Source organism: Vibrio sp. Vf1514 (assembly GCF_052076135.1).
GTDB lineage: Bacteria > Pseudomonadota > Gammaproteobacteria > Enterobacterales > Vibrionaceae > Vibrio > Vibrio furnissii.
Window position 1 is genome coordinate 215032 of sequence record NZ_CP197268.1, and the last position, 15270, is coordinate 230301.

Below are 15270 nucleotides of genomic sequence, written 5' to 3' on the forward strand. Positions count from 1 at the left end.
GGTAATCGCTGTGATTCGTATTGAACTACCCACTCTGATTTCAAAATTAAACGCCCAAAGCAAGCTGGCTCTTGAGCAGGCGGCCTCGCTGTGTATCGAACGTCAGCATCCGGAAGTGACGTTTGAACATTATTTGGATGTGCTGACGGACAACCCGTTGTCGGATGTGCGCTTGATTCTGAAACAGGCCAATCTGGAACTGGATACCGTAAAACAAGCTTTGGCCGCCAGCTATGCGCGCGAACAAGTGCTCGATACGTATCCAGCATTTTCCCCCTTGCTGGTCGAGCTGTTGCAAGAAGCATGGCTGCTTTCCACCACCGAACTGGACCAAAGCGAATTGCGCTCGGGTGCAATTTTTCTTGCGGCAATCACACGCGCTGACCGTTATCTGCCTTTCAAACTGATCAGTCTGTTTGAAAGCATTAACCGTGAAAATCTGAAAAAACATTTTGATGTGATTGTGGCTGATTCGGCAGAAACTGAAGTCAGTAAACCCACAGCAACGCAGGGCGCCGCCAATCGTCTGGAAGGGAACAATTCTCCGCTCACCAAGTACTGCACCAACGTGACCGAACAGGCGCGCAATCAAGAACTGGATCCGGTGCTGTGTCGTGAGAACGAACTCAACCTGATGATCGATATTTTGTGCCGCCGCCGCAAAAACAACCCGATTGTGGTCGGGGATGCGGGTGTCGGTAAAAGTGCCATGATTGAAGGTTTGGCGCTGCGTGTGGTCGCAGGCACCGTGCCGACACAGCTCCAAAACGTTGAGCTGCTCTCACTGGATCTCGGTTTGCTGCAAGCGGGTGCTTCGGTGAAAGGGGAGTTTGAGAAACGCTTGAAAGGCGTGATCGATGCGATTAAGAGCTCGCCAAAGCCGGTCATTCTGTTTATCGATGAAGCGCACACCTTGATTGGCTCCGGAAATCAGGAAGGCGGCAGTGACGCGGCAAACTTGCTGAAACCCGCTCTGGCGCGTGGCGAGCTGAGCACCGTCGCGGCGACGACGTGGAAAGAGTACAAAAAATACTTTGAAAAAGATCCGGCACTGACGCGCCGTTTCCAACTGGTGAAGTTAGAAGAACCGACGATTCCCCAAGCGGTCGACATTTTGCGCGGCCTCAACAGTGTGTATGAAAAAGCGCATAACGTGCTGATCACCGATGATGCGTTAAAAGCGGCGGCAGAATTATCCGCGCGCTACATCTCAGGTCGTCAGCTGCCAGATAAAGCGATTGATGTGCTGGACACCGCTTGTGCCCGTATCGCCATCAACATGACCACGCCGCCCAAACGTCTGGCGCTGCTCGAAACTGCGTGTCACCAACGTCAGTTGGAAATTGACATGCTGGAGCGCGCGCAATACCTCGGTCGAGACGTTGATCATGCTCGTCTGGATGAGCTGCGCACTCAGGAACAGGCAGATGAAGCGGAAAAAGCCGCGCTGACCGCAAGCTGGCAGCAACAAAAAGAATTGATTGAGTCGATCATCAGCCTGCGAGCGGAACTCATGGCCATGTCTACGGCAGATGATGTGGAAGAGGATGCCCACGCGGCGCTGCAAGCTGAACTCAACACGCAATATCAAACGCTGGCGGCGATTGCGCACCATGAGCGTTTGATGCACCCCCAAGTCGATGCAGAGCAAATCGCCGAAGTGATTGCCGATTGGACGGGCGTTCCGGTTGATCAAATGAACACCGATGAGCTGCATAAAATTACCCACCTGACTGACATTCTCGGTGCAGCCATCAAAGGCCAAGATACTGCGATTGAGCGTGTCCATCGCCATCTACTGACGGCGCGTGCGGATCTGCGCCGTCCGGGACGTCCGAAAGGCGCTTTCTTGCTGGTGGGGCCGAGTGGCGTGGGTAAAACTGAAACGGTGGTGCAGCTTGCTGAGCAGCTTTATGGCGGCAAGCAATTCCTCACCACCATCAACATGTCGGAATATCAAGAGAAGCATACAGTTTCTCGCCTGATCGGGTCACCGCCAGGCTATGTGGGCTACGGCGAAGGGGGCATCCTGACCGAAGCGATTCGCAAAATGCCGTATTCCGTTGTGCTGCTGGACGAAGTGGAAAAAGCCCACCCTGAAGTACTGAACATCTTTTACCAAGCGTTTGATAAAGGTGAGCTGGCTGATGGCGAAGGACGCTTAATCGACTGCCAAAATATTGTGTTCTTCCTCACCTCGAATCTTGGTTATCAAACCATCGTGGATTTTGCGGACGATCCCAAGGCTCTGGATGAAGCGCTGTACCCCGAATTGGCCGCATTCTTTAAACCTGCGCTGTTGGCGCGTATGGAAGTCATTCCATATATGCCACTCAACAAAGCGATTCTGGCGCTGATCGTCAAAGGCAAACTGGCACGTCTGGAGAAACTGTTCCGCGATCGCTACAACGCTGAGGTGGTGATTGAAGATCGTCTGATTGAAGAGATCTTAAATCGCGCTACGCGCAGCGAAAATGGTGCTCGCATGCTCGAAGCCATCATTGAAGGTCAACTGCTGCCGCCTGTGTCGCTGGCGCTGTTGAATAAACTGGCAGAGAAGCAACCCGTGCATCGCATTCATTTGGATGCTCAGGACGGTGAATTTAAAGGAGAGGTGGCGTAATCATGAGTAACTGGCTCGCGTTCACTGCCGATCTGGTGGGCCTTCGAAAGCCGCACCAGTTGGCGACCCGGTTTGTTGACATCATCGCGCAGGAGCTTGGGCTTTCGAACGCGATGTTGTTGATGCCCAGCTCTGATGGTCGTCTCTTGGTCCCTCATGATGAACGCCTGACCTATTCATGGGCGGTCACCGATTTTGATAATCCGTTTGCGCATGTGCTGCAATCGTCAAAAGCCATGCATCTGACCGCGGAAGAGCTGGTGTTTTGGCAGTCAAACCGCACATTCAGCCAACTGGTGTCAAAAGTGGGAATGTTTGATTCCGTGTGGATTCAACCGTTGCCGATGGGGCATCGCCATGTGCAATCGATTTTGCTGTTGATTGGCGAAAGCCATGTGGTGGCGAACATTTTCCAAGATGATGCCTTCCTGAAATTCATCGATGTGTTCTCGCAGCAGTGGTCACTGCTGCATGACATGGAACGGGAAGAACAAAACCGCCGCGCGCTTAAAGAGTCGCTGTGTGACATTCAACGTGATTCCGTGCAGCGTGTATTGGTGAGCGACCTGTCGCGCAAACTGATTGGCGACAGTGAGGTGATGCAGAAGCTGCGTGAGCAAATCGTCAGTGCAGCCAGCTCTAATTTGTCGGTGATGGTGCAGGGGGAAACGGGTACGGGGAAAGAACTGGCGGCTGAAGCGGTACACGATCTTTCATCACGCAAACATGCGCCGTTTGTGGCCATCAACTGTGCCGCCATTCCCGAAAATTTACTTGAAAGTGAACTGTTTGGGTATTGCAAAGGCGCCTTCTCGGGCGCAGACAGCGATAAGCAAGGACTGATCGCCCAAGCCAACGGTGGCACCTTGTTTCTCGATGAAATCGGCGATATGCCACTGGCGCTGCAAGCAAAGTTGCTGCGGGTGCTGGAGTCGAAAACCTTCCGTCCGGTCGGGGGCAAGCAAGAACTGACATCAGATTTTCGCTTGGTGTCGGCAACGCATGTCAACTTGCTGGATCAGGTGCGTCGCAAAGCGTTTCGTCAGGATCTTTACTATCGTCTGTTCCAGTATCCGATCACCTTGCCACGCCTTGCTTCCCGTCTGGATGATGTGGATTTGCTGGCACAACATTTTGTGCGTGTGTTCAATCAGCAGCACGGCAAAAACATTCGTGGCCTGCACTACAGCGCGATCGATTGCCTCAAACAACATGATTTCCCGGGCAATGTCCGTGAACTCAAGCATCTGATTGAATTTGGCTGCGCGCAAACAGCCGATGGCACGCAGGTTGAAGAGCACTGTTTTACGCACCGCATTGCTTCGATGGCGATGCTATCGCCAGCGGTGTCTGCTCACGATGAGCCCATTATGCCGCAGGCGACTCAACCTCAGCACGCCCGAGCAACGACGGGACAAAACTACTCGGTGATTCACGATCTCAAACAAGCACTGAGCGACTTTGAAGAAAAAATCATTCGCGAACGCCTCAATCACTTTTCGGGTGACCGCGCCAAAGCGGCGCAGAGCCTTGGCATTCCGAAGCGCACCTTGGCGTACAAATGTCAGAAGCTGGAGATTAAGGCGTTATGACAAGATCGCGATATGCATTTCCCTGGGCCAGTGCACTGCTATTGATGCTGTCGGCTTCGGCATGGGCGCAAGAGTCTAATGCGTTGGTGATGCAGGCGGAGCAATGCCGCGCCATCACGGGGCGCTTAGAACGTTTGGCCTGTTTTGACCACGTTTTTCAAACGCCCGTGGATGAAGTGGCGAGCGCCCCTAAGCAGAACGTGCCACCTTCTTGGCAGCGAGCCATGCAAGCCGCTGCAGGCAGTGAAGCGGCGATGGTATTAGTGACTGAAGGGGAAGGCAAAGGCAGCAACGCTTGGATTGCTCTCAAAGCACTCAATCGCACCACACGGTTTGAGCATGATGCAAAACCCGTCCTGATGGTGAGCTGCATTGATAACCTGAGCCGTGTGGAACTGGCGCTGCCAAGCAGTGTGGAAGATGCGCGCATTCAGATATCGGTCGCCAATGCGCCGCCGGAGTATCTGCGCAGTGATGATAACGGTGTCCTGATGTCGTCGGCACGCGGCATTCCTGCCATTGAAATGATGAAATCGATGGCAAGAGAACCGCGTCTGGTACTGCGCTCCAACGCGCCATTTGCGGACGGTTTGCAGTTTGATGCGAGTGAACTTAATGACGCATTGTCAGCACTGCGTGAACGCTGTGGTTGGTAGGAGGCTTGAATGGAATTAACCGAATACCGCCGCTGTGTGGCACTGCCGATTAGCGGAGATAATCCGGTCGGTGAACGTTTGATTGACGATCCCCTGTTCGACTTCATTGAAGATCAGATGATGAAAGTCGGCTCACTGTCGCACAGCAGCGTGCAGTGGGACGAAGTGGAACACAGCGCGCTGAAATTGCTGCAGGACAAGACCAAAGACATCAAGCTGATGGTGTATCTGCTGCAATGTCTCCACAACCAACTTTCGCCTTCCCGCTTTATTCTCTCATTTGAACTGATGAGCGATTTTATGGCGTCTTTCTGGGAAGAGAGTTACCCCGCACCGGGCAAGCGCGGCAATCTGCCAAGACGCAAATTTTTCAGTCAGATTGCGCAGCGTTTTTCGATGGCGACTGAGAAAATCGATTTTAATCAGTTTGATGCGCAGGACCGCCAAGCATTAGGTGAGGCGGTGGATGCGTGGCAAAAAGTCATTGAAGCGCAGGGGCTGAGTTCGGATGTGGTCGAAGCAGTCGCTCGCTCGGTTCAGAGTGAACTGAATAAAGTGGAAGCGCGTCAGCAAGCCGAGCAGCAGCAAACGGCCAAGCCTGCAGATACGCCACGCCCGACCACGGCCAACTCAGCCTTGTCGGTGGATAATTCCAGTGACAAAGCGGCCAAGCAAACGCTGCTCAAAGTCGCGGATTTTCTTGCTGAGCAGGAGTTTGGCATTGCGCTGTCGATTCGCCTGCGCCGCTATGCCGTGTGGGGGACGATTACCACGTTGCCGGATCACAAAGCCGATGGTGAAACCATGCTGCGCGGCATGCAGCAAGACCGAATGAAAGATTATCAGGATCAGATGCGTCATGCGGATCTGACGCTTTGGCGTAAGGTCGAGCAGAGCCTCACGCTCTCCCCGTACTGGTTTGACGGCCAACTGATGAGCTTCACCATTGCACAACACTTGGGTAAAGAGAGCTGGTGCCTAGCCATCACAGAAGAAACGCAGCAATTTCTCGCCCGGATGCCTTCGCTGCTGGAACTCAAATTTAAAGGGGGCGAACCGTTTGTTTCCGACAGCGTGAAGGAATGGCTGGCATCCGCCAACGGCTCGACTGGCGGGCAAAGTGTGGGCGGTGATTGGCAGGAAAAACGCAAAGAAGCGATGGCTTTGGCAAAAGAAGGCGGCATCGCGGTCGCCTTGTCGATGCTCAATGACGGCCTGGTGGCAGCCACGGAGCCGCGCGACAAATTTTACTGGCGGATGCTTTCTGCCGATCTGCTTAACGCCAATCATCTCGATGCGATGGCGAAAGCGCAGTATCAAACCTTACATCATCAAGTCACCACCATGCAGGTTACCGATTGGGAACCGTCGCTGGTGGAACAATTAGAACGATATACAACGTCAGAGTAAACGAAGGACACAATTCACATGTGGAAATTTATTGTTGGAATAGTGAGAAAGCTCAAGCCGGGAATGATGGCTGCTTTGCCGATTTTGCTATTCACCACGTTCATTTTGTTGAACGTCGCAATTTGGTGGGCGGGCCCTTGGCTAGAGGTTTCCGGTCACAAGCCGCTCGAGTCTGTGGGGGCTCGTGCGGTCGCAAGCAGCCTGTTTACTCTGGGCGCATTCGCCGTTTGGGGCTTTTGGCAATGGCGTAAACTGCAAGGCTATCAAGCGCAGCAGAAACGTGATGAGCAACTGCGCCAAGACCCGATTCAGTTATTCGAGGAACGTCAGGAAGTCGAACTGAATCAGGTCATGGTCAACATGAAACAGAACCTCAATAAGCGCAATTATTTGTATGCGCTACCATGGTATCTGGTGTTGGGGCTAGAAAATGCGGGTAAAACCAGCCTGATTAACCGCTCCGGCCAGAAATTTGTGTTCTCGTCGGTGATGCGTGCTTCAGGACAGAAAAGCGAAAACCCATACTCGTTTGATTGGTGGATTGGCGATGAATCGGTGTTGATTGACCCGGATGGTGAGCTGCTGACACAGGGCAATCGCAGTGAAGACAACGACGGAGCGATGGAGCGCCGTTTGTGGCTGCATTTTGTCAATTGGCTGGAGAGAACTCGCAGTCGCCGTCCGCTGAACGGTATTGTATTGGCGTTGGATGTGTCGCACTTGGCGACGGCAACGGCATCGGAGCGTAAAGCCTACGCTAGCCTGCTGCGCGCTCGTCTGCGTGAGCTGATGGAAACTCTTTCAACGCGTTTGCCGGTGTACATTGCGCTGACCAAACTTGACCTTCTGTATGGCTTTGAACCATTTTTCAAACACTACACCAAGAGCCAGCGTGAAGAAGTGCTGGGCTTCACCTTCTCACTGGATTCAATTGATAACTTGGATCACTGGTTGGAAGAGTTTGCCAAAGAATATGCCGAGTTTGTCGAGCGGATTCATGGGGTCTTGCCCCATGCGGTTTCGGCGCCAATGTCGCTGGATGAACGCAATGCCATCTACAGTTTCACGCGCCAGATCTCCGGTTTGAAAGAGATCCTGACGCAATTTTTCCAAGATGCTTTGGCGAGTGATCAGTTCTCCACCTCGGCACTGGTACGTGGGGCTTACTTTACTTCGGTGTATCAACAAGGTGTGCCGACCAACGCGTTCGATGATGCGGCGTCGCGCCGTTACGGGTTATCGCATGCGGTCAATACTGCTCAGCGCGCGAAAAACTCAACCATCTATTTCACCCAAAAGCTGTTCAGTAACATCATTTATCCGGAAGCCGGACTGGCGTCGGATAACTTTCGAATTGCGCGCCAAAAGCGCCGCTTGATTGCGTTGTCGTTCCTCACTTGTTCGATTGCGACTATGCTGCTTGCCGGGACTTGGCATCGTAACTACTTGGCCAACATCAAGCATTCCGATGCGGTGCTAGCGAAGGTGAATCAGTATAACGATCAATACCCGTCCAATGTGTATCTGGCGTCGCAAAAAGATGTGCTGGAGCCGCTGAACAAAATTCGTGAAGCCACGTTGGAGTTTGGTTTCTTCCGTGAAAAACCGCGCTTTATTTCTGATTTTGGCCTGTATCAGGGCCATACCATCGGGCCGATGGTGGAAGCGACGTATTTGAACCTGCTGGAAAGCCGTTTTCTGCCGCTGCTGATGGCGGATGTGGTGGTTGACTTGAATCAGGCGCAAACGGATGAAGAAAAACTGGCGGTGCTGCGCGTGTATCGCATGATGGTAGATAAAAGCGGTCGCTACAAAGATTACGTGATGGATTACTTTGCCAAATATTGGCAGCAGGAGTTCTCAGGTCGCCGTGAAATTCAGGAAGAACTGTTGGGTCACCTCGATTACGCCATGCGTCATACCGATTTAGCGGGTGAGCGTGCGCGCGGCGATAAAGTCGCCAATCAGGTGATGAAGCCGTATGACAATACCATCGCGAATGTGCAACGTGATTTGGGGTCAATGCCAAACGATCAACGTGTTTACCGTAACCTGAAGCTGAATGCGCAAACGGTGCTTGGCCCGGCGATCAACCTGCGTAATCTGGTGGGGCCGGTATTTGACGTGGTGTTTGAAGAGCGCGTGATGAACAGCAGCACGCTGTACATTCCGCAAATGCTCACCAAGCGCGGCTTTGAAGATTACTTTATGCCGCAGTCTGAATCGGTGTCGGAACTGGCATTGATCGACAGTTGGGTTTTAGGGCAGTCGAAGTCGGCGCAGTTCAGTGAAGCGGACAAACAAGCGCTGCGCGATAAGATTCGAAATCTGTACGTTGCGGATTACACCAACACTTGGCGTGCGGCGTTAAATGAAATCGACATGAAATATTTCAGCGATATCAATGATGCCGTCACGGTGCTGGACAACCTGACGGGCAACATCGAACCGCTGCAACGTCTGCTGCGTACACTCGACGATAACACCAAGATGTTTGCCGCCTTGCCAAAAGACGACAGCGCGCAGAAAGAGCTGCTCAAGAGCCCTAAATATAAAGTGGCCTCGATGATCGAAGCGCCGTTCTCCGATTTGAACAACATGATCAAACCTGTTGGCGATAAGCCTGCGTATCTTCATGAAGTGTTGGCATCGGTGGAAGATCTGAAGAATTACCTGAAATCCATTCAGGATGCGCCGGATGTTGGCATGGCAGCACTTGATGCGACTAAGGCGCGAGTGAAGCTCGTCAATGCCGACCCAATCTATACCTTGAAACGCATCGCGTCTGGCCTGCCCAAACCGCTCGATACGATGGTCGCCAAACTGGCGGATGAGAGCTGGTATGTAGTGAAACAAGAGGCGATCAAACACCTCGAAGTGCGTTGGCATGAAGATGTCTACAAGACGTTCGAAGAGAAACTGGCGGGGCGTTATCCGTTTAATGCAGCGTCGAAAAAAGATGCGTCACTGGAAGATTTTGAATCGTTCTTTGCTCCGAATGGTACGTTGGATAGCTTCTACAACAATCAGTTGCGCATGTTCATCGAAGAGAACATCACGGTGAATAACGACGACACCTCGCAGTCGATCATTCGCAAAGACGTGCTCAGTCAGATCAAACAGGCGCAAAAAATCCGTGAAGCCTTCTTTAACCGCAAAGGCATTTTGGATGTCAGCTTCTCAGTTGAACCGCTGCGTTTGAGTGGCAATAAACGCCGCAGTGTATTGAATGTCGATGGTCAATATCTGGCGTATAGCCATGGTCCGCGCGATAGCGTGGAGCTGATTTGGCCAAACACGCTACGGGACTCGGCTGTGTCGAAAGTGACGCTGGTTCCGACCAAAACCAACATGTCACCACGCAGCATCAATATTCAGGGGCCGTGGGCATTCTTCCGCCTGCTTGACCAAGGGGACGTCGTGGCCGCGAGTACCACGTCGGTGGATTACAAATTTGCGGTGGATGGCGGCGATATGATTTACCGCATCAACGCTGAAGCCGATGCCAACCCATTTACGGAACGTCTGTTCAGATCGTTCAAACTGTCTAAAACCTTGTATTAAAAAAATAAAGGAGCGGGTTTCCCGCTCCTGTTGATTTAGGACGACGTTGTACATGTCCAACATTTTATTTATTGATAACGCTTACTACCGTTTGACCAATGACACCGATGCCATTCGTCAACTGGATGTTTACCAGAAAATCAGAGATGAGATTAACCGTCGATTTAATCCGTTAGCGGGGGGAACCGATTGGGAAGTCGTGCGCGAATCTTGTGACGCGTTGGCAAAGCGTGTCGGGCTGGACCTGTTGATGTGCGGTTACTTTGCGGTCGCCAATCTAAAAACGGTGGGATTAGCGGGGTATGCCAACGGGTTGGAATTGCTGAGTGTCAGTTTGAGCAATCAAAGTCAGCCGGATGTGAAAACTGCCAAGATGCGCAAAGAAGTTTTGGATTGGGTCAATGCCCGAGTGGTGCAGGAGCTCAAAGACCTGAAGCCCAACTACGAATCGCTACGCGATTTATATCGTTGCGAACGTTTTTGCGAACGTATCCACCATCAGCTTGAGCGGCAGCAACCGGAGTACTTGGTGGATTTCGAAGGCGTCGGGTTTGCGCTCTTTGAACACATCGACCGCATTGAAACCCAATATCACAGCCTAGTGAAACGGCAACACCAACAGGCGGGGGACGCAGAGCCACAAGTGCTGAGACGAGTGCATCGCATGCGATTGTCGTTGGCCTTTGTGACGGGCTGTATTTTGTCTGTGGGCGTGGCGTGGGGATATCAGGTGATTACGTGGTTCCACACCAGCGATTACGCCACGCGTGTTGAGGTCGCGACGCTGAGCAGTGACGATGCGCGCCGCCATTTTCAACAGTCCGTGTCTGACAATCAAATTGCACGTTGGAAAAACGATCTGGTGCCACTTTATGAGCAATCAATCCGGCAAAAAAGCGCTATTTCGATGGAACAGAGCAAACGCGAAGCGATGCATGAAATGGCAACACTACGCACACTTTATCCAGACGATGAGCAAATTAAAACAAGCGATGAAGCGTTTAGTGCAGCGCAGCAAGCTGCACTGGAGCAAACTGAATTGTTTGTGCAGCGATTTGGTGAAATTCGTACTAAGATGGCCAATATTTCGCTGTTGGCCAAGCGCGAAAAATGGAGTGATTTACAGCGCCAGACCAAATCGTTGGAAGATTTTGCTGTGAGTTTGTCGCCGGTCTATGGCCGGGTCGATTATGTGCAGAATTTGATTAAGCAAGGCGAACTCGAATCGGCGCGCAAAGAGTTGGAGATTCTGAAAACTCGTCTCAATAATTTGAGCTGGACGATGGCTCAACTGGAAGAGTCGTTGAGTGGGCAGCCAATCGCGCAATAGTGCAACAAGACCAAGAAGCAAGAAGTTGCGATAAAAGCAGCTTCTTGCTTGGGGCAGGCAGATAGTTGCCTTAATGAGTGAAGAATCCATTTTAACTCATTGAATATCAATAAAAACAAACTGGCACTGCGCTTGCTGACTATTCGGCGCATCAAGTGAAATCAGTGACATCATAGGAATGGCAGGATGGCGACGTTAAAGTATCAGTTTCATGTGGAAGGTCTGGAGGACGACACGCTGGTGGTGCGTGGGTTCGAGGGGCAGGAGACGCTTTCCAGCGAACGCATGAATGAGCAGTTATTGAATGAACAACCGTGCCACGGGTTTCGTTATGAATTGGCGCTCGCCAGCCGGCTTGCCAATTTAACGCCGGAGATGGTGGTGGATAAAGTCGCGGAGCTGACGCTCTATCGCGACGATGTGCTGGTTCAGCGCGTGAACGGCATCGTGCGCCGCTTTACTCAGGGCGATACCGGCCATCACCACACCTTCTATTCACTCACGTTGGTGCCTGCTTTAGAGCGTTTGTCTCTACGCCACAACAGCCGCATCTTCCAACTCAGCACCGTGCCGGAAATCATCTCCATCCTGCTGCAGGAAATGGGCATCAACGATTACGCCTTTGCGCTGACTCGCGACTGCGCGCAGCGTGAATTCTGCGTTCAGTACCGTGAAACCGACTTAGATTTTCTCCATCGTTTAGCGGCCGAAGAAGGGTTGGTGTACAGCTTCATTCATGAAGAAGGCAAACACACGCTGATATTCAGCGACGCCTCCGACAGCCTACCGAAGCTCGGTGAGCCAATCCCGTATAACACGCTGGCAGGCGGCATGATTGAATCGCCCTACATCTCGGCGCTGAGCGTGCACACCCAATCTGAGGTGAGCCAAACGGCGTTGCAGGATTACAGTTTCAAAAAGCCGACATACGCATTTGCCCAGCAAGCGGTCGGGACCGAAATGGACTACCAGCAGCCAGACTACGAACATTTCGATGCACCGGGGCGGTATAAAGACGATGTTAGCGGTAAAGCATTCGGCCAGATCCGCCTTGATTACCTGCGCCGCAACGCGCACACCGCAACGGGCAAAAGCAACCAGCCGCTGCTGCGTCCGGGCGTGAAGTTTGACCTACAAGAGCATCTCGATGACACCTTAAACCGAGATTGGTTGGTGGTGCGTGTCACCTGCCAAGGTACGCAGCCTCAGGCGCTAGAAGAAGCTGGTGGCAATGGCGCGACCACCTACGCGAACCAATTCTCGCTCATCCCGGCGCATCGCACATGGCGCGCCACGCCGCAAGCCAAACCTCAGGTTGATGGCCCGATGATTGCCACAGTTGTAGGCCCGCAAGGCGAAGAGATCTTCTGTGATGAACACGGCCGCGTCAAACTGCATTTCCCTTGGGATCGCTATTCCAACGGTGATGAGCATAGCTCCTGCTGGGTGCGTGTCTCGCAAGGGTGGGCGGGTAGCCAATACGGCATGATTGCCATTCCGCGCATTGGTCATGAAGTGATTGTGTCGTTTCTCAATGGCGACCCCGACCAACCAATTGTCACCGGTCGTACCTATCACGCCACCAACACTGCGCCGTATACGTTGCCAGACAACAAAACCAAAACTGTGCTGCGCACCGAAACCCATCAAGGGCAGGGCTATAACGAACTCAGTTTTGAAGACCAAGCGGGCAGCGAACAAATTTACCTGCACGCGCAGAAAGACTTTGATGGCCTGATTGAAAACGACCACACCAGCGTCATAAAGCACGACAAACACCTCACGGTGGAGAACGATCGCTTTACTCAGATCAAAAACAATCAACATCTGACGGTGGGCGGCGAAAGCCGCACTAAAATCGTAGCTGACCGTAGTGTTGAGATTGCTGGCGCTTCACAAAACAAAGTCGCGAAGCTGATTGCGGTGCAAGCTGGGCGTGAAATTTCACTGAAAGGTGGCACCAAAATTGTGGTCGAAGCTGGTGCAGAGGTCACCTTAAAGGCTGGAGGAAGTTTTGTGAAGGTCGACGCCGGTGGCGTCCACCTTTCAGGTTCCGCGATTAACCTTAATGCCGGGGGAAGTGCAGGCAGTGGGAGTGGTTATGGCGGCAAGTCCGCCCTGCTTGCCAAGAATCTTGTCAGTTTGGAATCGCCAGCAGAATTGCAACTGGCGGCAATTCAATCCACCCAAGTCGCTGGTGAGGCAAATGTCGTGACCGTGTCTGAACTGGTGGCCCCCGTCTTAGGCGAGGGCGTTCAACAGCAGAGCGCATCATCTCAGGCAGCATCGGGTTCAGCGGTAAATTCAACGCAAGCTGAGCCGCAAGCGGAGAACGACGTTGAATCAACGAAAGAACCTCGACTGAAATCTGATGTGTTGAAACCTTCCGAAACGCTCAATCAATTGGCAGACCGTGAAGTTGCTTCCTACAAAACGGGTTCAAAAGGTCAAGAAGTTGAATTGATTCAGAAGGCACTGATAAAACTGGGGTTTGATCTCGGTACCTACGGCGCCGATGGTAGTTTTGGCAGTACTACGGAACGTCAGGTCAAAATGTTCCAGCAAAGCTATACGCCGTCCCATTCAACACATCCCGACTATAAAGTCGGCAAGGCTGATGGCATTGTGGGTCAAGGAACCTTGCTGGGTTTGGATGAGGCATTGGTTGATGGGTGGGTTTGTGAGCTGATTACTAAAGGTATGTTGGACACTGTTTGTCCAGGTTCGGGAAACGATCAGAGCTTATTGGCAGCATTAAATAAATATTGTCCATTGTACGAGATCAATACGCCTGTTCGAATTAGCCACTTTCTTGCTCAGGTGGCCCATGAAAGTGGTTGCTTTAGTAGTCTTGTTGAAGGCAGCAACTATCAACATATGGCAGCAAAAATCAAATTTTCAAAGTATAGCGCTTACGTAAATTCATTGAAACCTGGATCAGTAAATCGATTTTTACGAGAAGATAATCCGTCAAGATGCAAGCAACCAGATCTGTTTAACTTTGTCTATTCAGATAGCAATGGGAATGGTGATGAAAGCTCAGGGGATGGGTACAAATATCGAGGTAGAGGGCTGATTCAGATTACAGGTAAAGGAAAGTATGAAAAGTTCACGACTACGCACAACGCTAAAAGTACAGATGATCTTCGAGATTTTTCAACGATGCCAGAGTTAGTGTCGGATAATATTGATTATGCTGTAGAATCTGCATGTATGTATTGGCGAAATTGGGGTGCTTTATCTAAGAAGTTTAATGCGAATGGAGACATCAATGTTCTGATAGATAATGCTCCGGATGATATAAAGTTGGTAAGCCAAGCGGTAAATGGTGGAAATTACGGAAGTTCTAATGGATTAGAGGACCGTATGAACAAGTTTGATAAATTAAAAATTTATTTTGGATTGTGAATATTATGAGATATTTATTGCTTTTTATGTCGTTTTTTTCGCCTCTAGTTTTTTCTCAACCTAGTGAAAAAAGTGTTCATAGTTTGATCCAAACATCTTATTTGGAAACAGAACACGAAAATATATCGTCATTTAAACATAATGACTTTGAAGTTTCTTTCGAGAAAAATGGTTTTATCAAAAACGAAGAAGGATTGAATAACGAATCTTTGTCAGTTTTCTACGTTATCGATGGGAAGCAATCTCTCCTATTTCGTCAAGAAGAGTTTAACCCTTATGGACAGAGCGCGTTAGTGCTTACATGTAAAAATGGTGATAAGACAATTTTGTTTGTTCAAACGAGATTTTCTAGCTCCAGTAATATATATCCTTGGTATATTCAATTTACGCCATATATATATGAATATATGAATGGAAAGTTCGAGAGAGATGAAATTAAAGAAAATAAATACTTTTACGGTGATGATTATTTCAATCGCTTAATCATTGACGATGAGCCACCAAAAGTTAATTACCCTTACTATGATGAAAAAAGGGTTTATAAAAGACTTTTTGAAACCCAAGTATGCAATGATTTCGACGACTAAGAATTCCTCCTAGATCTGCGAAGATCGAAGATCCAGCGTGACTCACTCCAAAAAAATCAGACCAATCGGCCTGATTTTTTATTACACGAACGATCTGAAT

At 50.8% G+C, this 15270-nt stretch carries 8 protein-coding genes; all 8 read left to right on the top strand.

The window, feature by feature from the left end:
- Positions 1-10: 10 nt before the first annotated feature.
- Positions 11-2623, top strand: a complete 2613-nt coding sequence (tssH, locus tag ACS18Q_RS15800; RefSeq protein ID WP_441257968.1) for a type VI secretion system ATPase TssH — start codon at positions 11-13, stop codon at positions 2621-2623.
- 2 nt (positions 2624-2625) lie between these two features.
- Positions 2626-4215 (top strand): sigma-54 interaction domain-containing protein, encoded by a 1590-nt coding sequence (locus ACS18Q_RS15805; protein ID WP_004727185.1) that lies wholly within the window; start codon positions 2626-2628, stop codon positions 4213-4215.
- Between the two features lie 44 nt (positions 4216-4259).
- Positions 4260-4871: a type VI secretion system-associated protein VasI gene (gene vasI / locus ACS18Q_RS15810; protein WP_441258205.1), complete on the top strand. Its 612-nt coding sequence runs from the start codon at positions 4260-4262 to the stop codon at positions 4869-4871.
- A 9-nt stretch (positions 4872-4880) separates the two neighbouring features.
- Positions 4881-6281: a type VI secretion system protein TssA gene (tssA, locus tag ACS18Q_RS15815; protein WP_441257969.1), complete on the top strand. Its 1401-nt coding sequence runs from the start codon at positions 4881-4883 to the stop codon at positions 6279-6281.
- A gap of 63 nt (positions 6282-6344) precedes the next feature.
- Complete coding sequence (tssM, locus tag ACS18Q_RS15820) at positions 6345-9845, top strand: type VI secretion system membrane subunit TssM (RefSeq protein WP_441258206.1); 3501 nt, start codon at positions 6345-6347, stop codon at positions 9843-9845.
- A gap of 52 nt (positions 9846-9897) precedes the next feature.
- The gene (locus ACS18Q_RS15825) at positions 9898-11175 is read left to right on the top strand and encodes a type VI secretion system ImpA family N-terminal domain-containing protein (RefSeq protein ID WP_441257970.1); all 1278 of its coding nucleotides are present in this window, start codon (positions 9898-9900) and stop codon (positions 11173-11175) included.
- 186 nt (positions 11176-11361) lie between these two features.
- A complete protein-coding gene (gene tssI / locus ACS18Q_RS15830) occupies positions 11362-14583 on the top strand; it encodes a type VI secretion system tip protein TssI/VgrG (RefSeq protein ID WP_441257971.1) in 3222 nt (1073 codons plus the stop codon).
- Positions 14584-14588: 5 nt separating this feature from the next.
- Complete coding sequence (locus tag ACS18Q_RS15835; RefSeq protein ID WP_441257972.1) at positions 14589-15170, top strand: hypothetical protein; 582 nt, start codon at positions 14589-14591, stop codon at positions 15168-15170.
- The last annotated feature ends 100 nt before the right edge of the window (positions 15171-15270 follow it).

Coding starts and splice junctions, on each gene's coding strand:
- tssI (WP_441257971.1), top strand. CDS start 11,362: ATGGCGACGTTAAAGTATCAGTTTCATGTGGAAGGTCTGGAGGACGAC.
- ACS18Q_RS15805 (WP_004727185.1), top strand. CDS start 2,626: ATGAGTAACTGGCTCGCGTTCACTGCCGATCTGGTGGGCCTTCGAAAG.
- tssM (WP_441258206.1), top strand. CDS start 6,345: ATGATGGCTGCTTTGCCGATTTTGCTATTCACCACGTTCATTTTGTTG.
- vasI (WP_441258205.1), top strand. CDS start 4,260: ATGCTGTCGGCTTCGGCATGGGCGCAAGAGTCTAATGCGTTGGTGATG.
- ACS18Q_RS15825 (WP_441257970.1), top strand. CDS start 9,898: ATGTCCAACATTTTATTTATTGATAACGCTTACTACCGTTTGACCAAT.
- tssA (WP_441257969.1), top strand. CDS start 4,881: ATGGAATTAACCGAATACCGCCGCTGTGTGGCACTGCCGATTAGCGGA.
- ACS18Q_RS15835 (WP_441257972.1), top strand. CDS start 14,589: ATGAGATATTTATTGCTTTTTATGTCGTTTTTTTCGCCTCTAGTTTTT.